A 22,139-nucleotide genomic window follows, 5' to 3' on the forward strand; every position below is an offset into this window, starting at 1 on the left:
TTTAATATTTTTTAATATTTTTTTTCCAAATTACTCGCTAGTTTAAAAGTCATCATTCTTTCACCCGTTTTAGTACTAACATCGGTATGAAAACTCACTACTTCTTCATCAGTTATATTAAAAATCAATCTCTTTAGGTCTTCTACCCCTGATTCAATGAGATCAGTTCTTGTTTTTTTAATCAACAAGACTCCTTCTCTATCTTTACACAGTGCATACTCAGCAGGAGTTAAAATACCACGAAGTATAACAATAACTAAATCTCTTAAAATATCTGTTTTAACAGCTATTGGACCACGGCCAAGGTATTCTTTCTGCCATTGAATTAAAGCTTTACTGATTTCAGATTCAGTCGCACCCTTTGTTTTGTTCATTTTTACCCCTCTTTTTCATTTATTATGGCAAAGTCACTTAGTTGGAAATGAAGTACTTTCAGTGGTTACCAGTTTTCCCAACGTCCTTCGGGATCAACACTCCTCGTATCTTGAAAGAGCTTCTCTTACCTCTGGTTGTATGGTATTTACTCAATAAAAAAACCGACAACTTCAAACGTCAATGATGATATAAAATCATTGAATCTGAAAATTGTCGGTTTCACCTCAACTAACTTCAGTGAAGTCTTTTGATGAGCTACCTTTTTATTGGCATAATAATGTATGTTATAAATTCTCTTCTAAAAAAAATCGGTATATCTCTAATCTAATTCGCCTAGATTATGAAACATACCGATTTACATTACTCTCTCATTCTTGTACTATTAGGAAACTTTTTCATCCAGTCAATATTTAAAATATTAAAAGAATGCTAAAGGCCTAATTATTTAAGAAGTTGAAAATAAACATCTACCGCTTATTAAATTATAAATAATATATACCCAGTTTTATAAATCTGTCAACAAATTAATCCCCTTATACTCAATATTTTTTGTAGCATCCAGTTAATTTCAACGCGAGGCATCTAAACAAATAAAGATTAAGAGCCAATTCGCTCCCGATCTTTATTTTAAATCGAATACGTGCTTATGAAGATAGTTTTTTCATAATCCGCTTTGCTCGAATATAATCTATAGCTTCCTTTATTAGCTCCTCATCAACTTCTTTATTATCAATAATTATTTTATATTTACCTTCGAGTATCCCAATGTCAGAAAGATAATGAGTAGTCGTTGGATTAATATAATCGCTAGATTTCTCAGGGATATCGGAATAGCCTACTAAATAATCAATTGTTGTCTCAAACAAATCAGCTATTTTCTTTAATGTACTGATCTCAGGGGAACGTATCCCGTTTTCATATCCAGAAACTGCCACTTTAGAAACTTGTATTTTATCTCCAACTTCTTGTTGAGTTAAATTGTTTTGTTTTCTCAACCTCTTTAGTCTTGTCTTAAAATCTGGCATTGGCTCGCCTCCCACCTTAATCATCACTAAATCTTTCTAGTGATATAATTTTTACTCTTCCTTAAATTATATCAAAACGTTTTATCCAAATCTTTTTATTAAAACTTGAAGATTCTAAATTAATACAAATATAACCTTTTTTTCTATAAAAGGGGTTGTATTTGGAGGAAGTAATTGCTATTATTGTCATTGTTATTACTCTATGATTAACTTATATTAAAAAGTTAACATATAGTTAACAGAATTAAAACAAAAAGGTGGGGGGAATTATGAAAAAATTTAAAATGATGGGGATTGCAGGAATTTTGTCAGTTGCTCTACTAACTGCATGCTCAGAGGATACTGCAACTGAAGCTGATCCTGTAGAAGAAACAGAAGTTGAGGACGTAGAAGAAGTAGTTGAGATCACCGAGGAGGAAGTTCTGGAATTTCAGCAAAGCTGGGGCGAAGGAATTGTTCATATCGGAGAAGTATACAGCGAGGGTGGCGACTATGAAGCCGCTGCTACTGAGCATATCGAACGTTTCTATGGTTATGACATGAGTGATGTTCTTTTCAAACCAACTTTAGCTAGAGAGGAACGTTTCCGCGGTACCTTTGAAAGTGCTTTGTCTTATTTCGTGGGTGGAGATATTTCCGAGGATAGTGGTTTTGCTATCGCACCTTGGTCAGATGTACGATGGGAAAATGAAGGGGTTTTAATTGAAGGAAATAAGGCTGTAAGTATGGGCGTGTATTATTTCACACCAGCTGATGGAGGAGAGCCTGTCGAAGTAGAATACACTTTCACTTTTAAAAAGGATAATGATGGCGACCTGAAAATTGTCCTTCACAGCTCTCATCTTCCATATAGCGCTACTCAAGCAATCACAGAGGAAGAAGTTCTGGAATTTCAGCAAAGCTGGGGAGAAGGAATTGTTCATATCGGGGAAGTTTACAGCGAGGGTGGCGACTATGAAGCCGCTGCTACTGAGCATATCGAACGTTTCTATGGTTATGACATCGGCAATGTTCTTTTCAAACCAACTTTAGCTAGGGAGGAACGTTTCCGTGGTACCTTTGAAAGTGCTTTGTCTTATTTCGTAGGTGGAGATATTTCCGAGGATAGTGGTTTTGCTATTGCACCTTGGACAGATGTGCAATGGGAAAATGAAGGAGTTATCATTGACGGAAACAAGGCTGTAAGTATGGGCGTGTATTATTTCACACCAGCTGATGGAGGAGAACCTGTCGAAGTAGAATACACTTTCTCTTATACAAGAAATGATGATGGCGACCTGAAAATTGTCCTTCACAGCTCTCATCTCCCGTATAGTAATTAATTAGTTAAATAATAAATATGCTTAGTTTATAATATAGTACTTATAAGAGATCCTTTGATTATAAAGGATCTCTTATTTCTTTTGAAGTATTGAATTGTTCCATGTTCTATGTCTTTATTAACGAGACTAAGCGATGCAAGTACGTTCATTGGTAAATTATTTATAGTTGCTTTTCTATTGTAATTGTATTTTTCTTGATAATCACATATACATTAACTCAGAGTTATTTATTAAGTTCGATTGCCTCTTGTATCATCGAAATAAACAAATCTTGTTTAATATCTTCAACTTTTTTCACCCGTATATGGCGCATTTGTTTACCTGTTCCTTGGAGTACACCCTCCTTGTCAGAAAGGCTGAACCTCGATAAAACCCTAGGTTCACATGTTTTTTAGCAGTGGCTAAATAGCTGTCCCAAAAGGTCAAAAACAAACTTTGAGACACCCCCTTCGTTTTGTTCAAGAAGAATGACGTTATTAGAATAAAAAATACATAAGTGCCAGTATTGTTCCAATCGATATTAAGGATTTAATCCATATGATTTTTTTACTTATACCTGCTTTTTCTTCAAGGTAATTTAGATAAATCATCGTTATAACAAATCCAAAAAATGGAGTAAGATACCCTGTCCCACCAACAGCTTCAAAATACTTTAATATTCCTAATACAATTAAAATGGGACCCAAAGTTCCAATAACCAAATTTACATAGAGAATGAGTTTATCATTTTTCTCCAAAATCTCTCCCTCCATTTCAATAAGTTACTCCCTACCAGTCTACTATTTATAACCAATTATGGTATAAAGGTAAACTCAACTTCAATCTTCCTGCTTCTTTCCAACTAACGTTAATTGAAGATTGTTAATTAGTTTCCTGACACAGCGTGAAACGATACTTCATTGCCATTTTTAAAACTTCGTATTGTTTCATACTGCTTATATTTTTTTATTTTATATACTACCTGATGCTTTAAAGTTGCATCAGAATGATTTTCTGTTTCTTCTTCAATATAATGAATGTTTAATATTTTACCGTCTGAATCCACACTAAAATCAGTAAAATGAATAGCATTTTCACCCTGGATCACGTTTTTTCCATTTAACATCACATATATCACCCTGTCCCGATCGAAATAAAGATGTGCACCATTTGTGTCCTCTACACTTTCAAAAAAAGTACGAACATCATTATTCGTAGTAGCAATTTCAATTTCAGCGAAAGTCAATTCCGAACTACATCCAGCTAATAATAGAATAAATATGAAAAATGACATTACTTTTTTCATTATAAACCACTCTCCTCCATAGTATTGAAGTAAACTTTACTTCAATAACAGAAAGGCGATAACCTCTATTCAGCTATCACCCATCAGTTTAGTATCTTTTTTTCAAAACGCCCAACAACATATCCAATTAAGCATGTGAAGTAAAGAAAAAAAACACTAAAAATACCTACACTTACGGATGGAAGTACATCAAAGAAATAGCTAATAGCTCCGTATATTGGTATGGTAAATATGAAATTCGCTGGATAGAAAACAGGTGCCAAAAACAGAAAGTAACCAGTTAAATATATAAATAAGCCTACACCCCAATATTTAGTGATGAATACGGCAAAATCAACGTATTTTTGCTTTCCCATATATGCACTGTAAATGAACATAATAATAACAAACAGAATTGAAGAAATTGCACCTATTAAAGTAGGTTCACTTTTCATTACATGAATATCAAAACTAACCCAACCAAAAATGGAACTAACTAATAAAATAAAAATTACGTGTTTATGCATAACTCCTCCCAGTTTACTTTATATTAAGAAGTAAATAAATATTTTAATTGAACTATTCTGCTCGTTATTCAATAACTATGAAACTTTATTCTAATTCCTTGAAAAAACCTTCGAACTCAAGAGTGTCCTGTTGTCGAAAGCCAAAGTTTTTGTATTCGATCATTAGGTGACTTATGTTATTTTCATAGTTTGCTTCGTGTAGTTCCACCCGAAAGACGAGCAGGAAGTTATCGTCTACTTTATAGTTTTCTACTGGTAGGTATTCATTGAAATACCCTTCTTCAATTACGCTTTCCTCGTTTATCACTCCAGTCACACCCATTTCATCTATCATCGAAGTAACCGATATTTGTATATCGTCTTCATTTAGCTCCGTTCCATCGTGCTTTATTAATGTTACGTTGTTTAAAGTCGGCTTTCCAAAACCATCCCAATGCAAACCGTAGCCCAAATAAAACGGAAGTCTTTCTTTTACAATTGGAGCATCCATAGCGATATAAGAGGTAGACCCGATAACAAATTCTCCTTTTGATAAAACATAGTTAAATGTACTAACGATTAATAATAGCGCAGCTCCCAGTATAATAAACCATTTTTTCAACGAAGCACCTCCTCTATAAATGTTAACACTTAATCCCAAGCTAGCTTTAAGAAACCTGTTCGTTCGTAAATAACTTTACAGGAAAAGCGCCAATCCTTTCTAGGATCACCGCACCCAAAGTTTACGTGTAATATTTTCAAATTCTAGCTTTTATTTTATTACCAACTTCCCTTCTTTTTTGTAAGTATCAAACAATTCATCTATATGTTCATCAATTTTTTGAGCCCATAAATCCACCTCTTCTTCGGTTGGTCCCCCCAATTTTTCATCAATATATTTCTCTACGTAAGCTTGCTTTGTTAAGGTAATTCCTTCCCATATTTCATAGTATTCTTCTGGTGACACTCCTAATAACGCTGCTTGTTGTTCATAAAAACTTTTGTCATCTAAATATTCGTACCTTTCTGGTGGTTTCGAACCAGGAAACAATTCTTGTTTTATTTCATCAATCTCATCTTCTGAAACAGTAATTCCTCTAGCTTGAGATTCCTGAATAACAATCTCTTGTTTTAAGTACCAATTAATTATTTTTTCTTCTTCTTTTTCTAAAGAATATTGCCAAAGAACGTCTTCTACCGTAACCTCTGCTCCCTCTAGGACCGCTATTATATCTTCTTTTTCATATTTGGGACCCGTACATCCTACCAATAAGAGTGTACATATCAAAAATAATTTCAATTTCACTATGATGTCTCCTTTCAAAACATTATGAAGCAATCCTGTATCGTTAGTACAATAACTTCAACAGAAAAAGCGCTAACCCTCTATTGGATTAACGCTACCCGTTACTTGAAGATCCTGTATCTCAACAAGAATAATTCATATTGGTTTGTATGAAGTACTTTTTCGTACGATTTTTAATTTGCTTGGGTCTTCATCGGCTTTATGAAGACTTTTTCCCCTGCTTTTTTGTCTGGTTAGGTCTTCATCAGCTTTACGAAGACTTTTTCCCCTGCTTTTCCAGGCTGTTTACGTCTTCATCGGCTTACGAAGACCTTTTCCATGATCTTCCAAGATGTTTAAGTCTTCATCAGCTTTACGAAGACTTTTTCCCCTGCTTTTCCAAGCTGTTTACGTCTTCATCGGCTTACGAAGACCTTTTCCATGATCTTCCAAGATGTTTACGTCTTCATCAGCTTTACTAAGGCTTTTTCCCCTGCTTTTCCAGGCTGTTTACGTCTTCATCAGCTTACGAAGACCTTTTCCATAATTCCCCAATCCACTTACGTCTTCATCAGCTTTACGAAGACTTTTTCCCCTGCTTTTCTGGGCTGATTTGGTATTTTGACGGTCTACAATTGGCTAAATTAAGTCCTCTTAAAGTGATTAACCATCAAGATTCTTTGATTCAAAGTTATTGAGCAATTCACGCACTTCATCTGTTGACTCTGTGTTCATTAATTGATTTCTTAATTCACTCGCCCCTCGAAATCCTTTGACATATATCTTAAAAAAGCGATGAAGAGCCTTAAACGGACGTAGCTCTAATTCTGAATATTTATCAAGGAGATCTAGATGCAATCGTAAAAGATCGAGTAATTCCTTACTGCTATGATCTTTCGGCTCTTTTTCAAAGGCAAATGGATTATGGAAAATACCACGGCCAATCATAACCCCATCAACACCATATTGGTGGGCGAGCTTCAAGCCAGTTTGACGATCAGGAATATCCCCATTGATTGTCAAAAGTGTATCTGGTGCCACTTGGTCACGAAGTTTCTTAATCTCCGGGATTAGCTCCCAATGAGCATCCACTTTGCTCATTTCCTTCCTTGTCCGCAGATGAATAGAAAGATTAACAATATCTTGTTTCAATATGTGTGTCAGCCAGTCCTGCCATTCTTCTACATCCGTGTAACCAAGCCTTGTCTTTACACTTACGGGCAATCCACCTGCTTTTGCTGCTTGGATTAAATCTGCTGCAACTTCTGGGCGATTGATAAGGCCACTTCCCTTCCCATGCTGTGCCACATTAGGTACAGGACAGCCCATATTGATATCCAAACCTCTAAACCCAAGTTTCGCCATACCAATACTCATTTGCCGAAAGTACTCAGGCTTATCCCCCCATATATGGGCTACAATTGGTTGTTCATCCTCAGTAAAAGCCAAACGTCCGCGCACACTTTGCTTTCCCTCTGGATGACAATAACTATCACTGTTTGCAAACTCTGTAAAAAACACATCAGGTCTGGCTGCCTCGCTTACTACATGGCGAAAAACAACATCCGTCACATCTTCCATTGGTGCCAGTATAAAAAAAGGTCGTGGTAATTCACGCCAAAAATTATCTATCATCTTCAAATTCAAATCCTCTCGCTATGGGATACCAGTCCAAACCCTTATCCCAAAATTAAAAGCAAAATGTCCCTGCTTCTTTTACACTTATACCATGCTTAAGCACTTTTTATCAAACTGATAGGACAACCAAAATACTCTTCTACTAAAATCCACTCATCAACCAGCATTCCACTGTTCGAGTAAAAATAAAGCTATGCTCAAAAAGACTGAAAAGAAAATTGGAAGAACACTGGATTGACAAGGGGGCAACAGGAAAAAGCCCCCGAAATCGCAAATATATTATTGGGCGATTTCAGGGGCGGACTTGCAATAATGTTTACTTTTAACTAGAAGAGTATTATTCGTTAGATATCCATTTGTCCATATAGTCCTAACTACTCCCTTTCATCTTCCACATCATAAGTTTCCCTCAAAAGATCAAGGGTTTGACTGAGTAATGTTTTAACACTATAATATTAAGCTGTTAAACATTCGGCTAATGGGTATTTATATTAAATGAATATATAGAAAGGTAGGTGAAATTATCTTAGACGACTATTATAGGTGTATACGGATTAGAAAGAGAGCAAGTGGCCCTTCAGTTCCGTAATCTTTTCCTCCAGATATCAAGGATAGACAATGGAAGATTAAAATAACGTTCTCGCTTCGTTATACTTTATGGAGGAAAAGAATGAATACAATAAAGAATTTGAAAACGGACTGGACTACAGTTGCTGTTAGTGGAGGGTTTTTACTCCTCTTTGTCATTTTTGCGCTAATTGACATTAATATGGTTGAAGGCTGGGTAACTGAATCCTTCAATTGGTCGGTAACATTTTTTGGTGCTTATTGGCAATTATTATTACTAGGAAATTTTGTGATCGGAATGATTTTAGCTTTTTCCAGATATGGAAATGTGAAATTAGGAAAAATGGAGAAACCTGAGAATAGTTATTTTCGTTGGATTTCTATGATTCTATGTACGCTTCTAGCTAGTGGTGGTGTATTTTGGGCTGCATCAGAGCCAATCTATCATTTTGTTACAACTCCACCTTTGTTTGCGAATGATGGGATGACACCGCAAGAGGCAATCATACCGGCTTTATCCCAAAGTTTTGTCCACTGGGGCTTCCTAGCTTGGGCATGTTTAGGTACTTTAACATCAATTGTCCTCATGTATGCACATTATCATAAAGGATATCCACTTAAACCACGTGCAATTTTATACCCAATTTTCGGAGAAAAGATATTTAATAAAAGTTTCATTGGTTCAACTGCCGATACCGTTTCAATTATTGCAGTTGCTGCAGGTACAATGGGACCTATCGGATTTTTAGGTCTGCAAATTGGATACGGTCTTCATTTTTTATTTGATATTCCAAATACTTTGGCTACGAATATTATCATTGTTGGAGCACTAATCCTTATTGCTGCTATATCTGTAGCAAGTGGTGTTGACAAAGGTATTCAATTTTTAAGTCGTTTAAATGTTATATTTGTTGTAATATTAACAGCAATCATCCTCATGATTGGCCCAACAATGTTTTTAATAGATTCTTTTATTAGTGCTCAAGCTTTTCAATTACAGCATTTTTTCCAAATGAATCTATATCGCACAGATCACGCTTGGCTTGGTTATTGGACTATATTTTTCTGGGGTTGGTTCCTAGGATATGCACCAATGATGGCTATTTTTATTAGTAAAATATCGCGTGGTCGGACGATCAGAGAGCTTATTATTGCAGTATCTATTATTGCTCCATTAGTTAGTAATTTTTGGTTTGCAGTTGTTGGTGGTACTGGATTATCTCAAGAACTAAATAATCCTGGTTCCATTTCAAGCCCATTAGGTGATGGCGGAATGCCTGCGACCGTAATGGCAATTATGGACCAACTACCACTGGGATTATGGTTGGCTATTGGGTTCTTAATTGTTAGTATTGTGTTTGTATCGACTACTGTTGACTCCATTTCATATACAGTAGCAGTAACCTTACAAGGTACAGATCATCCACAAAAATGGATGAGAGTCTTTTGGGTCGTTTTGTTTGGTATATTATCTGTAGTACTACTAACAATTGGCGAAGGAAGTATACAAGCATTACAAAACTTTATTGTTGTAACGGCAGTACCTGTATCTATATTGCTACTTCCACCACTTTGGAGTGCACCAAAAATTGCAAAGCAAATGGCTTTAGAACAAAGGATAGCACCTTCTATTGAATATACAAAAGAAGTAAAAGTAAAAGTAGCAAAATAATAACATTGTTAATAAATAAATTTAAAAACACCCCCTAATTTATGAGGCCACTGAAAAAGGTACGGTTTTGACCTTTTTCAGTGGCCTATTTCCTATAACCCGATTATTTCTGCCACGAGTTGGTGGGAGTAGAGTCGGGCGTTGTGGTCAAAGACCATTGTACTCACCATTATCTCATCTGCTTTCGTCTCATTTAAGAAGGATTGCAGCTTTTTCTTTACATTGATAGGACTTCCGATGATCGCGGAGCTTAATTGTTTTTCTAAGACTGCCTTTTCATATGGGCTCATGAGCTCATCCAAATTCTTTACTGGTGGTTGTAACTGTGATGGTGTGTTCCTCATCATGTTTAGGAAGCTTTGTTTGATGGAAGTGGCAAGCAATTCTGCTTTCTCATCCGTATCTGCCGCGATGACGTTTACTGCTACCATTGCGTAAGGCTCTTTATAATCCTCTGACGGAAGGAAGTTCTCGTATTCTTGTCAATAATCGAGTAATTAGTGATAGAATAAGCGGAATTTTTTCGGTTAGATGCAGAATAAAGCTCGTTCCGAGGTATATAGGCGGAGGTTTTCCGATTATACAAACAAAAATTACCCATTTCCAGATTTTTCCGAGTCAATAGGCGGAATATCTCCGTCTATTTAAGTAATCTTCAATGCTAATTACTATTTAAAAGAAGCTTCTACTTTTATTTACCAGGTGGGTTCTTAACCTAATCCCCCAGCCATCGGCCATTCACTTGCTGAACAATTTGTTGGCATCGACGAGCTTCTCTTTAACTTGGTCATAAGAAAAGCGTATCACGGTCCATGTTTGTACCCATCTTGTAAGCGCCGCAATTCAAAAAGCGTGGCACTCACCCAAACTCATATGGTGTGTGCCACTATAGGTATTATTTTGATGGTATAAACCAGTACCCATTATCTAGGTAATTATTCTATTCCTGTTCTTGTATTCTTTCTTGGATAATTGGAATTACTATCGAGATTATAATCGGCCTTTAAATAGCAAAACTGGCATTTACAAATTTTCTTCTTTTCCTTACTCTTTTGGTCTATTTTATATACGTGTGGGACATCTAGAACATTTAAGCCTTCTTTTACGTGTCTAGGACAAACCGATACCATTGGAATAATCCTCTCCTTTTTAACTTGAAGATGCCTCAAAGTGAGAAATTATCTTTTCTCATTTTTCCGGTGATTTTAGTTAATAGAATTGTAAAATTATATATTGAATATGTAAGTTTCCTAGTAGATCCTTAAACTTTTTCTAAAAGTAGAAAGATGTAAGCATGTATAGGTTCTCCAACTCACATCTTTCAATCATTAAATTAACTTCCTGTTTTACTATTATTCGTCTGTTCAACAGCTTGAAGGGTTGTTTTTTCTTCTGTTTTACTTGTTTCATTACTATCACTATTGACTAATTCATTCGTTGCTTTTTTAAACTCTTTTAAAGTACTCCCAAATGCTTTCCCTATTTCAGGTAGTTTAGAAGGGCCAAAGATGATTAATGCAATGACAAGAACAAGTATAAGTCCTGGAATTCCAATGTTAGATAACATGGATGAACCTCCTTATAAAGATCTAGTTAGACGTACTGAGTTAGGTGGACAGGATTATAAAGTTACTCCATGGCGATCTAAAACAGCTGCAGCTAATGGAGACATACCTTCTTTTTCTGCATATGCTTTCACTTTGTCTGAAATTTGTGGTGCGAAGCTTGCAGGAGGAGCAGCATGGCTCATCGTAAATTGGCGAGCAGAGTTTCTACGAGCAAATGGTCCCCAAACAGCAATTGTAAAACCAGGGCTTTGAATGTTTACGAACATCGTTTTGCCATCAGGAGCAAAACAAACACCAGCAAACTCAGATGAGTTAAATACGTTTTGAGCAAACTCATACACATTACCTTCTGGCGTTAAGCCGATAATGCGATCACCTGCTGGGTTACCGTCTTCAGCAATCCAAAGATCACCCCAAGGTGTAATTGTTACATTATCTGGTGCACGTAGGTCATTACTATCTTGAGATTCAAAGAATAACTCTAGTGTATTAGTTGCAGGGAAATAACGGTACACACGACCAAAACGGTTCGGTCCATTATCTGTACGCGCACTCGTATCATCAAACCAGAATGCGCCTCCACTAAACCAAGAGCCTTCTAGACGTGTAAATTGAATACAGCCTAGATCTCTGGCATCTTCTTTTGCACGTTCAGGATTAACTTGCTTCCAAACAATCCCAACTTTTTGTCCTTTTTCGAATGTACTTGCCTGGTTTCCAGGAAGCTCGTCCAATGCAGCAGCCTCAAGAATTCCACCTTCCTGAAGAGATCCTAATTTTTGCCTGCGGTTATGAGGAGTAAAGCGATATAAGAATGAAGGGGCGTTGTCTTCAGTTAAATACCATATTCCAGTAGCTGGGTCGACACTACAAGCTTCGTGAGAGAAATAACCCATATCACGAATTGGTGTTTTTGACATTTCATTTTCAGGATCGTGAGGATTTACTTCAAATACAAACCCGTGTCCCATTTCGCGAGTTTCTTCACATGTTAACCATGTTCCCCAAGTAGAAGCACCGCCAGCACAGTTACGAATATTCCCTGAATTTGTTACATATTCGTCAACAACTTCACGATTAGGTGTAACAACAAGAGCTGTTGTTCCGCCTGCTGCCCCTTTACTCCAAGGGTTTTTCCCATTTACAGGAAACTGGTGGTTTGTGCCGCATTCGTGATTCCGGACAAGGATTGTTGTATTTTTAGGACCTTGATAAGCAGCCATTCCATCAGGTAAGCCAGGAACTAAGTCTCCATTTGGATTTACCATTGCTTTTCCAGTCGTAGAAATAATTTTGTAATTAAATCCTTCTGGTAGGTCAAGAAATCCATTTGGATCTTTTACTAGAGGTCCGTAGCCACCCCATCCTCTACCTTTTGTCGGGTCTGCTGTTGATGCTAATGCTCTCGATTGATCCGCCAATGATAATACACCACTAGTTCCTAAAGTTAATGCAAGCGTACTTATTCCCCCAACTTTCAAAAAATCTCTCCTGTTCATACCATTGTTTCCCATTAATTATTCCTCCTCAAATTTATATAGGATGCCTAACAGAGAAGAAGTTGCTCTATGAAAAATTTAACAAATTAGTTTTAAAGAGTTGTTTAAATAATATTTTTATATTGTTAATAGTAGAAAATAATTCAAAGGTCTTAAATTAGTTGTAGAGATATTATAATTTCGAGACTTTATACCCTTTTAATGATATAAAGATACTGTTAAATAGAAAATTACTTTGTTGAAAAAGCACTTTAGTCAAACTTTTGTCTTGAAATTATTAAATGAAGCTTAAATAAAATGAATATTTTGTAAAATGTTTATTAATAATCGGTAAATTCCTTCCGATTTTTTAGGTGACTTTTAAGGTATCTAGCAAAAATACAGCTCCATTGAGACAATAACGGAACTAAATAGGGTTGCATAGAAATAAGTAAAAAAGAGGCTGGGACATACTGTGCAGAAGTGACTCTGTTTTTTTCACCTGTCCTGTCTTATTCGAGTAAGCATCGTTGCATAAGACAATAATATAGCTTTTATAGTAAAATATTAGTATTTGCAAAAGGAGGCTCATTCTTATGAATATTTTACTTTTAGGGGCAACTGGACGAGTTGGGAGTCATATAGTTACTCACGCCCTTGACGACAGACATCATGTGACTGTATTAGTTCGTACTCCAGAGAAGATTCAAATAAATAATAAAAATTTAACCATTATTCAAGGGAATGTTTTAAATAAAGATGATATCGTACATGCAATGCGAGGAAGCGATGTGGTTATTAGCGCACTAAATACTGATGGCACAACCACTCTATCAGAAAGTATGTCACTTATTATCGAAGCAATGGAAAATGAAGGTATAAAGCGAATAATAACTATAGGAACTGCAGGTATCCTACAAAGTAGAACCACACCAAATTCTCTGCGTTATCAATCAAGTGAATCAAAGCGTAAGTCAACTCGTGCAGCGGAAGAACATCATAAAGTTTACGATATGCTCAAACAATCAAGCCTCGAATGGACGATTGTCTGTCCTACCTACTTGCCGGATGGAGAAAGGATAGGCAAATATCGTATAGAGCGAAATTTTTTGCCGGAGGATGGAATTGAAATTTCCGTACCGGATACAGCAGAATTTACATTTAGACAGATTAAAACAAGCGATTATATAAAATCACGTGTAGGTATCGCCTACTAATAATACTCTTATTTCTCCATTATCCCGTATCCCGAAAAAACAAACAACACTCACAAACATTGATGTATCAACAGTTGTGAGTGCTGTATCTTTTTAATTAAATTGTTTTCATCTAAAGATACCGATTGTTAGGGCTGAATCGAAACTCTAAAAGAAAAACGATATTGAGTCCTGCCAGCGTTGTGTTGGGGATGATCTAGGTTCGGAAAAACGCGTCAGATTAAGCTTTTTTAGGACATGCTATCCTTCATGGGTTTCCCATGCTTGCCGTAATCACATAATCGCGCCAGATCCGACTTTAATAGATTCATACGAACGAAAAAAGAACTAAGTTACGATTGAAACCCAGGTCGTCCCTAGGTTTCCACAATATACTATCCAACTACTAAGCCCGGCGCTCCATCAGATTAATCCCGAGTCCCATGCAGACCACACCAAACAATAACATAATCGATATGGGCTGCAACAGTTCAGGCAATCCAAGGTTATAGATGGCAACACCTCTTAAGGCATCTAGTCCATAATAAATCGGCATCCCTTTTGCTAAGGCAACCATGATGTCATTTGTTACAATCTCGATTGGCCAATACGCACCACCTAGCATGGCCATCGCCGTAGCGAGAATGGGAATGACAGCCTGCATTTGCTGAGACCTTTTCACTAGCCCCATGACAAGCATCCCGAGGCTCACAATTGCAAACGTGTAGCAAGCAATGACGAATAAAAGAGCGCCATACCGCTGCCCCAAATCAAATCCAAAGATAAATTTAAAAAATAGGAAAGCAACGAGAATTTGAACATACCCAATCAGAAAGCAATAAAGCAAATGTCCCAAATAGATCTGCCATTTGTGCAGCGGCGAAACGATGAGACGGTCCCAAGTTCCCACTCTTTTTTCCTCCGCGACATTCATTAAGCTAAACATTATCGTGTAAATGGAGAAGAATAGAGTCATCCCAAACAACACGTGAAGTTGGTCATCATAAATAAATGAGCTTTCTTCTCCACTCAAGGATTCAGTTACTACCTTCATGCTAGGTTCATTCAGAAAACGTTCAAATTCTGTACGGAATTCCCCCGCGTCTACCTGCGATGCTATTTCCTGTAACCGTAACTCCTCCGAAAACACCTGATACACATAGTTTTCCACTGTAACACTTGACGGCTCCTGTACTGCGATGAGAATTCGATAGTCATCGTTCATCAACTTCAGTGCAAGTCCAGCGTCCCCGGAAGAAACAGCTTCATGGGCTTCTGATTCCTCTACCCAACGAAAGGTCATATTCTCCGCTTCATTTAATCGATCCAGCCACTCCACTCTTTTCTCTTCCTCCAAGGAAGGGTCTCCGTAGGTGTAAATCGTAATATGGCTGTTAGGTCCACCAAATCCTGCTAGAAAAGATACGAACAGAATGGTCAATCCGAGGAATGAGAGAACGAGTATAGGAGCACGGCGTAACCGTTGCCACTGTAATAAAAATACTGATCTCATCTACAACGACCTCCTTTTTGGAAAAATGAGAATGCTGCTTATAATCAAAATGGCTGCCAACGTTGCAATTCGAATTAAATAAGGGAGAATCGTCGTCATATTAAGCTCTTGCATCCACTTTAAGAATGCAGTCAATGCCGCACCATTTGGTGTCCAATTCCCTATCGTTCCAATCAGTGCCGGCATTTCGGATGTTGGGAAGAAACTCCCCCCAACAAGGGCAAGTAAGGTCACAATTCCACCAGAAAAAATATGGTTAAGGGCATCATTTTCGTATTTCACCGTTAGCGCTGTTAATAAGGAAGCAAAACCCCCTACACAGATTGCAAGAATGATGGCAATGATAGCAATCCCTCCCCAAAACGCCGGTTCATCGAGGGGAAATGTTCGAAAGGCCAAGGTTGATACAAGAAAAAGAATGATTAATTGGAGAAAAGAAATGACAGATGCCGAAATCATTTTTCCACCTAAATAAACAATTGGATGACGGTTCGAAAGTATGATTCTATTAAACACATGCTGCTTTTTTTCCACATACGCTTTACTTGCAATCGCCGCTCCAACAAATAATACAAACATCACTGCCATACTGACTGTATAATATTGGAATGATGTGATTGGCTCACGGGCAGAAATGGATTCTACTCCTCCGAACTCCCTTGTCTCGATCACTTCTCCATCAGCTCGATTTGACAAAACATCCCCATGGCCCAAATCTATTAATGTCTGAGATATCGCCGTTTCAAAATTCACTGTATTAACATATCGATTCACAATGTTAACAAATACATCTGTTCGAATCGAACTATAGTCCTTCACAGTTATTTTCAATTCACTGCCACCCCCTTCATTTAATAGCATTTTTTGAAGAGAACGGTACGTGAAATCTTCAGGAATCAGCAAAATTGCGGTGACATCTTCGTTTTCCAATGCTTCCTCTGCTTCAGAAAATTCGAGTTCTTCCATTGTCACCATGTTGCTGACACTTTCATTATTCATTAGGTCTTCCAACATCGTATAAGGTTTTACTTCCTCTACAACTTGTTCTAACTCCATAATCACTTCTCGAGGCATTCCGATCGTTTCCAAATCTTCTATAAAGTCAATGACCCCCTGCTGTTCATCGTCCTCTATCACAAAAGCAACATCCATATGGAAGTACGATGTATCCCCACCAAGGATCCCCCTTAAAGCGAAGCTCAGAATAACGATTAATAAAATTGGCATGAGCAGGAGAATCATTAGTTCTGTTCGATCACGAAGCAGAACGAGAAGATCCTTTTTTAAAAAGTTCCCCATCTCCTTCACCTCAATCCCTTAGCTTTCGACCTGTAAGGTGTAAAAACACGTCTTCTAACGATGGTACCTGCACATTAACATTTAAAATTTGTGCCTGATGACGTTCCGCATCCTGAAAGATACTACCAAGTAACTTGCTTCCCTTTGGTACGATCAACTTCAAGCCCTTCTCCGTTTCAATCGTCTGACGGATTCCATCGTGTGACTGTAAGTCTGTGACCAAATCTGGATAAGACCGGTCTAGCTCGATCCAGATCGTTTCTTCACCGGACAAAATACTCTTTAGTTCATCCTTTGTTCCGGAGGCAATAATCTGACCGTGATCCATGATGTATACACGATCACACAGTCGCTCCACTTCTTCCATGTAATGACTTGTATACAGTACGCTCAGGCCCTTCTCTTGATTAAGATGCCTTACCGTATCCAGGATGTGAGTCCTTGATTGGGGGTCAATCCCCACAGTCGGTTCATCCATAATAAGAAGTTCTGGTTCATGAAGCATCGCTGCAGCCATGTTAATTCGTCGTTGCATTCCTCCTGAGTAGGTTTTGACAATTTCTTTTTGTCGCTCCTTCAGACCGACAATCTCTAGTACCTCCTGAATTTTCGATTCTAGCTCCTTCCCTTTCAATCCATATATTCTTCCAAAAAACTTCAAGTTTTCATAAGCAGTCAGTTCGTTATACAAGGCAATTTCCTGGGGAACAACACCTAAGACATTTCGAATAATCCCTGGATCCTTTAAAACACTTTGTCCCTTTAACTTCACATCGCCTGAAGTAGGTTTAATGAGTGAGGAAATCATGGAGATCGTTGTTGATTTCCCTGCCCCGTTTGGCCCTAATAACCCGACCGATTCCCCTTTATCCATATATAAATTAACACCATCTACTGCGGCCTTTCCCTTAAAGACTTTTTTCAGCTCTTCTGTTTCAAGCATGACACTACCTCCTTTTATCGTAAAAACCCTTTTTCATAAGATTAACGCTTGCATTCGCTATTGGTGGACGTTATTTCATGTCTAATATAACTCCAAGTATATACATAAAAAGACAGTGCTCCCACTGTCTTCAGTCATCAGATTTTTCATTTTGCATGACTTAAGTCATTTTATTAAACCTTCTAAAGGCTTAAACAAGGTTGTGTCTGATCGCATAAATCGCAATCTGTGTGCGGTCTCTCAGCTCAAGCTTATCGAGGATTATAGTAATATGATTCTTTATGGTACCAACCGACAAGGCCAGTTCCTCTGAGATTTCTTTGTTACTTCGCCCTTCACCAATTCGGCGGATAATATCCAACTCTCTTGGTGTGAGAGTTGGATTGACATCTTGTGTTCTCTCTTGTTGATTGAGGAGACGGGGCATTACTTTTGCTGCTACTTGATCTTGCAAGGAGAGACCCCCAGCCAAACAACTTCGAATGGCTTTGATGAGTTCCTGTGGTTTCGCATCCTTAAGCATATAACCACTCGCACCACTCTTTAGAGCCTCCAATGCATATTCATCGTCATTAAACGTTGTTAACATAAGTACTTTACGGTCTGGCCAACGGGAATGGATGATACGTGCCGCTTCCAATCCATCCATTTCAGGCATTCGAATGTCCATGATAATCACATCAAAATGTTGTGTTTCACAAAGGGAAACCGCTTCCTTGCCATGACTCGCTTCCCCTGTTACCTTTATCTCAGCGTCTGTCTCTACCATCATTTTCAGTCCTTGTCTAACCATCACCTGATCTTCAGCTAGTAATATTCGAATCACTCTATCTTCCCCCTTTTCGTTGCGAGAAGTGGTAACGTCCCGCGCACGATAAATTGTCCATCATATTGAGCGATTTCAAGTTTCCCGCCAGCATCCTCAATCCGTTCTCTCATCGAAGATAGTCCAAATCCTTCTTTATGCTGCCCTTGCGTTTTCACTGGGTTTGACACTTCAAATCGGAATACCCCGCCAGCAGGTGCTTCAAAGATGACTTCCACTTCACGGCCACCGGAGTGACGCATCACATTTGTCAGGGCTTCCTGTACTGCGCGATACACGGCGATCGCCTGTTCATTTCCTAATGGCGCCGTTAACGCACCATGTCTGATTGAAAACTGAATTCGCATATAACTCTCTGCTTCAAGTTTTCGAACGAGCCTGATAATCGCAGATAATCCACCTATTTCATCTTGTTTCAACGTTTTTACTGCACAACGTGTTTCCTCAAGACTCTCCTTTGCAAGCTGTTTTAATTCTAGGAGCCTTGAATGAGCTGCTTCATCCGTCTGTTCCATTCGCGCTACTTCCAATTGCATAAGTAATGCCGTTAATTTATGACCGACAGAATCATGGATTTCCCTAGCAATCTGGGTCCTCTCTTCCTGCCTCGCAGCCTGCTCATCGCTTACAAGACGCCGCCTCATTTTTTTATACTCACTCAATAGTGCTTCGTTCCTAGCTTCGTTTTCATCTACCTTTGTTTTCGTGTGGCGGTATGTCGCCAAGGCAACCCCCACTAACAACGTATAAAGCACAATAAAGACCAGTGAATAACTAGGATACACGAAAAAATGAGGTGTAACCAATCCTACAAACAGGATGCATCCGATTAGAATACTCTGCCAACCTTTGAGGTAAAACACCGACATCCCTGCTAAGATTGTAAAAACAAGGAAGGTATATGGGTTCGTAGTTTCGCTGTTATCTGGCCATAGCGTTAGAACAGCCGATGCTGCGACCAAAGCCGTGATCATCGTAAAAATGAATTGATGCTTTTTAAATAAAGGTAACATGAAAAAGAAGCTGAAGAAGGCTGCACACCCAATGATGCGGTTTGGGATTTCTAATAAACTCCCTTGATAATGCAATAAGGCAAATAGCCAAGATAGTAAGAGTAATAATAGCCAAATCCAATATGTATACAAGCCCGTTCCCACCTGCCTTATTTTGTTTGAGTGAAATTTTGTTATCTATTAACTAGTCATATCATAGCAAAATAGGTCATACGAAAAAATAGAACTTTAAATAATGAGGTGAAAGGTGAGGGGGCAATCGTTTTGTCTCATTTGGAGTAAGAGCTGATGTATATCCTCCCACCTCCCCTATTATATACGTCAGTGAAATAAATTGAGCTGTTTTAGCTGTAATAAAGCAAAAAACGGAGATAATTTTAGTGCAACATTAAAAGGATTGATTCCTGCATACCATACAAGTTCCAATCCTTTTAATCTTATTTTGTTCGTTATTTTTTTTATTCTAGCCGTTTCCCTTGCACCCTTAAATTATTAAAAAGGTATTTTCGCATCATGGACCGCTATTATGGAAATTATCTATCCGCACCCTTAATTACCGGTATCACAATAACAAACTTACTTCCTTCACCGAGCTTACTTTCTGCCTTGATTTCACCATCATGGGCTTTCATAATCGATTTAACAATAGCAAGTCCTAAGCCTGTTCCACCATGCTCACGAGACCTCGATTTTTCCCCGCGGTAAAAGCGTTCAAAGATTCTCTCAATATCTTCTTCTGAAATTCCATCTCCATTATCCGTTATATGAATCTCTAAAGTCGTCTTTTTTACATTTACAGCAAATGCAATTTTGATTTCAGAAGCACCATATCGAACTGCATTATCTAACAAGTTCGTAAATACTTGTTCCATCCGCTTTCGGTCAATATTAATAACAACATCTGGAATCGGCTTTTTCACGACCAACTGTCCTTGCTTTTGTTTCACATCTACTTCTGCATCACATAATATCTTAGTGAAAAAATCATTACTGCTCACTAACTGTTTTTCCATTACAAGTTGGTCAAGGTCCAGTTTAGAAAACTCAAACAAATCATCTATTAAGCGATTTAACTGGTCTGTCTTCGATAAAATCACATTCAGGTACCGATTTTTCATCTCTTCATTTTGTACGATTCCATCTTTTATCCCCTCCACATAGCCCTTAATAGACTGAAGTGGTGTTCTTAGATCATGAGAGATTGTTGCGATTAATTCCTTACGATTGTTTTCATAAAGCTGCTGCTTAGCAATCGATAGTTTCAAATGATCTCGCATCGTATTAAAACCTTTAATGAACCTGCCTATCTCATCATTTCTTTTGTAGTGAATCTCATAATTCAGGTTGCCGTCACGCATTTCTTCTGTTGCTGTGTAAATTTCTTTAAGTGGATGTAAAATCGTTTTAGAAATATATAGCGTCCAACCAACCATTAATAGCACAAGAACGATGAGACCACTACTCAGGCTGATGATAATCGAAGTAAGTATCTTTCTATAAGATAGTTCAGAGGATAAGTCCAACGAAGAGGACTTTATTTCAATGTTAAGTATTTCTCCAGTTAACGTTTGAACCTGTGAATGCCTCAGCGTAAACATACGTTCATCTTTGTCTGGTATATGGTCTGTAGATTGAAATAATACAACTTTTTCCTTCGTCGAGACAATTAGCTCCAAATGATAGGGCTCGATCACTGGTTTAATTTTATTGTAAAACTGTTCAGTATCACCAATAACATCATAATTTTCTAACACTGTTTCATTAATTTCGCTAAGAACATATTCGATTTCATTATTTTGTTCTCCCTCTAACTGCTCTAGCTGATTAGTGAAAAAGGAAAGCGTACCAAAGAACGTAACAATCGGTAAAATAATGATTGAAAGAAAGGCAATAATCAACCTTGGCCGCAGTCCCATTACAATGAACTCCCATCGAATTTATATCCTACTCCCCAAACCGTTACAATGAATCTAGGTTCCGACGGGATTTCTTCTATTTTTTCACGTATCTTACGAATATACACAGTCACCGCATTTGTATCCCCGTAGCTGTCATAACCCCAGATATTATCAAAAAGCTGCTCCTTTGAAAACACCTGCCCTTTATTTTTCGCCATGAAATGAAGTAGCTGAAATTCTTTTGCTGACAGTTCCACCTTTTTTCCTAAAACGGTAACATTGTAGCCCTTTGCATCGATAACTAAGTTGGCTATTTTTAAGACATCTTCTGTTTCCGCCGGTTTCGATCCGGAATAGTCCGTATACCTTCTAAGCTGTGCCTTAATGCGTGCTACAAGCTCACCTGGACTAAACGGCTTTGCAATATAATCATCTGCACCAATCCCTAGACCAATAATTTTATCCGTCTCACTCTTTTTTGCACTCATCATAATGATCGGTACATTTGACGTTAACCTGATTTCCCGACATACATCAATCCCTGATTTTTTAGGGAGCATCACATCTAAGACGACCAACATGGGATGCTTATGGTTAAACTCCTGCAATCCCTCTTCTCCATCATGAGCTAGAATCACTTGGTATCCATTTGCATGTAAATAATCCCTGACTAACTCACCTATTTCCTTTTCATCCTCCACGATTAGAATCGTATCCTCACTCATACTGCTTCCCACTTCCTTGTCATTCT

21 protein-coding genes are annotated in these 22,139 nt (G+C 37.8%); 3 read left to right on the forward strand and 18 right to left on the reverse strand.

Annotated features, from left to right (window positions below):
- Positions 1-11: 11 nt before the first annotated feature.
- Together MF646_RS00120 and MF646_RS00125 are read right to left on the reverse strand one after the other, a co-directional pair.
- Complete coding sequence (locus MF646_RS00120; protein WP_250094456.1) at positions 12-374, reverse strand: Na-translocating system protein MpsC family protein; 363 nt, start codon at positions 372-374, stop codon at positions 12-14.
- Positions 375-1,019: 645 nt separating this feature from the next.
- The gene (locus MF646_RS00125; protein WP_250094457.1) at positions 1,020-1,400 is read right to left on the reverse strand and encodes a helix-turn-helix domain-containing protein; all 381 of its coding nucleotides are present in this window, start codon (positions 1,398-1,400) and stop codon (positions 1,020-1,022) included.
- Between the two features lie 269 nt (positions 1,401-1,669).
- Here MF646_RS00125 and MF646_RS00130 point away from each other — a divergent pair, with 269 nt between their 5' ends.
- On the forward strand, positions 1,670-2,722 hold the full coding sequence (locus MF646_RS00130) for a hypothetical protein (RefSeq protein WP_250094458.1): 1,053 nt from the start codon (positions 1,670-1,672) through the stop codon (positions 2,720-2,722).
- 476 nt (positions 2,723-3,198) lie between these two features.
- Here MF646_RS00130 and MF646_RS00135 read toward each other — a convergent pair whose 3' ends face one another.
- The 6 genes from MF646_RS00135 to MF646_RS00160 all read right to left on the reverse strand — a co-directional run bounded on the left by MF646_RS00135 (position 3,199) and on the right by MF646_RS00160 (position 7,412).
- Positions 3,199-3,459 (reverse strand): hypothetical protein, encoded by a 261-nt coding sequence (locus tag MF646_RS00135; RefSeq protein WP_250094459.1) that lies wholly within the window; start codon positions 3,457-3,459, stop codon positions 3,199-3,201.
- A gap of 128 nt (positions 3,460-3,587) precedes the next feature.
- Positions 3,588-4,007: a hypothetical protein gene (locus MF646_RS00140; protein ID WP_250094460.1), complete on the reverse strand. Its 420-nt coding sequence runs from the start codon at positions 4,005-4,007 to the stop codon at positions 3,588-3,590.
- Positions 4,008-4,090: 83 nt separating this feature from the next.
- The gene (locus MF646_RS00145; RefSeq protein WP_250094461.1) at positions 4,091-4,513 is read right to left on the reverse strand and encodes a hypothetical protein; all 423 of its coding nucleotides are present in this window, start codon (positions 4,511-4,513) and stop codon (positions 4,091-4,093) included.
- An 85-nt stretch (positions 4,514-4,598) separates the two neighbouring features.
- Positions 4,599-5,114, reverse strand: a complete 516-nt coding sequence (locus MF646_RS00150; RefSeq protein ID WP_250094462.1) for a hypothetical protein — start codon at positions 5,112-5,114, stop codon at positions 4,599-4,601.
- Between the two features lie 150 nt (positions 5,115-5,264).
- Complete coding sequence (locus MF646_RS00155; protein ID WP_250094463.1) at positions 5,265-5,798, reverse strand: hypothetical protein; 534 nt, start codon at positions 5,796-5,798, stop codon at positions 5,265-5,267.
- Positions 5,799-6,440: 642 nt separating this feature from the next.
- Complete coding sequence (locus MF646_RS00160) at positions 6,441-7,412, reverse strand: tRNA dihydrouridine synthase (protein ID WP_250094715.1); 972 nt, start codon at positions 7,410-7,412, stop codon at positions 6,441-6,443.
- Between the two features lie 673 nt (positions 7,413-8,085).
- Here MF646_RS00160 and MF646_RS00165 point away from each other — a divergent pair.
- Positions 8,086-9,654: a BCCT family transporter gene (locus MF646_RS00165; RefSeq protein ID WP_250094464.1), complete on the forward strand. Its 1,569-nt coding sequence runs from the start codon at positions 8,086-8,088 to the stop codon at positions 9,652-9,654.
- A gap of 92 nt (positions 9,655-9,746) precedes the next feature.
- Here the strand turns inward: MF646_RS00165 and MF646_RS00170 are convergent, their stop codons facing one another.
- The 3 genes from MF646_RS00170 to MF646_RS00180 form a co-directional block, all read right to left on the reverse strand.
- Positions 9,747-10,085 (reverse strand): LLM class oxidoreductase, encoded by a 339-nt coding sequence (locus MF646_RS00170; protein ID WP_250094465.1) that lies wholly within the window; start codon positions 10,083-10,085, stop codon positions 9,747-9,749.
- A 902-nt stretch (positions 10,086-10,987) separates the two neighbouring features.
- A complete protein-coding gene (locus MF646_RS00175) occupies positions 10,988-11,221 on the reverse strand; it encodes a twin-arginine translocase TatA/TatE family subunit (protein WP_250094466.1) in 234 nt (77 codons plus the stop codon).
- Between the two features lie 54 nt (positions 11,222-11,275).
- A complete protein-coding gene (locus MF646_RS00180) occupies positions 11,276-12,736 on the reverse strand; it encodes an alkaline phosphatase PhoX (RefSeq protein WP_250094467.1) in 1,461 nt (486 codons plus the stop codon).
- Positions 12,737-13,296: 560 nt separating this feature from the next.
- Here MF646_RS00180 and MF646_RS00185 point away from each other — a divergent pair.
- On the forward strand, positions 13,297-13,917 hold the full coding sequence (locus MF646_RS00185) for an NAD(P)-dependent oxidoreductase (RefSeq protein ID WP_250094468.1): 621 nt from the start codon (positions 13,297-13,299) through the stop codon (positions 13,915-13,917).
- A gap of 385 nt (positions 13,918-14,302) precedes the next feature.
- Here MF646_RS00185 and MF646_RS00190 read toward each other — a convergent pair whose 3' ends face one another.
- The 7 genes from MF646_RS00190 to MF646_RS00220 form a co-directional block, all read right to left on the reverse strand.
- Positions 14,303-15,409, reverse strand: a complete 1,107-nt coding sequence (locus tag MF646_RS00190; RefSeq protein ID WP_250094469.1) for an ABC transporter permease — start codon at positions 15,407-15,409, stop codon at positions 14,303-14,305.
- The gene (locus MF646_RS00195; RefSeq protein WP_250094470.1) at positions 15,410-16,708 is read right to left on the reverse strand and encodes an ABC transporter permease; all 1,299 of its coding nucleotides are present in this window, start codon (positions 16,706-16,708) and stop codon (positions 15,410-15,412) included.
- Between the two features lie 10 nt (positions 16,709-16,718).
- Complete coding sequence (locus MF646_RS00200) at positions 16,719-17,651, reverse strand: ABC transporter ATP-binding protein (protein ID WP_250094471.1); 933 nt, start codon at positions 17,649-17,651, stop codon at positions 16,719-16,721.
- A 190-nt stretch (positions 17,652-17,841) separates the two neighbouring features.
- Positions 17,842-18,477 (reverse strand): response regulator, encoded by a 636-nt coding sequence (locus MF646_RS00205; protein ID WP_250094472.1) that lies wholly within the window; start codon positions 18,475-18,477, stop codon positions 17,842-17,844.
- Entirely contained in the window at positions 18,474-19,622 is a 1,149-nt protein-coding gene (locus MF646_RS00210; protein ID WP_250094473.1) for a sensor histidine kinase, read from the reverse strand. The genes MF646_RS00205 and MF646_RS00210 overlap by 4 nt, the downstream gene beginning before the upstream one ends.
- A 401-nt stretch (positions 19,623-20,023) precedes the next feature.
- On the reverse strand, positions 20,024-21,406 hold the full coding sequence (locus tag MF646_RS00215; RefSeq protein WP_250094474.1) for a sensor histidine kinase: 1,383 nt from the start codon (positions 21,404-21,406) through the stop codon (positions 20,024-20,026).
- The gene (locus MF646_RS00220; protein WP_250094475.1) at positions 21,406-22,113 is read right to left on the reverse strand and encodes a response regulator transcription factor; all 708 of its coding nucleotides are present in this window, start codon (positions 22,111-22,113) and stop codon (positions 21,406-21,408) included. Before MF646_RS00220 ends, MF646_RS00215 begins: the two co-directional genes overlap by 1 nt.
- Positions 22,114-22,139 lie beyond the last annotated feature (26 nt).

The sequence above is a fragment of the Halalkalibacter alkaliphilus genome (assembly GCF_023555415.1).
In the GTDB taxonomy this organism is placed as follows: domain Bacteria; phylum Bacillota; class Bacilli; order Bacillales; family Bacillaceae_D; genus Halalkalibacter; species Halalkalibacter alkaliphilus.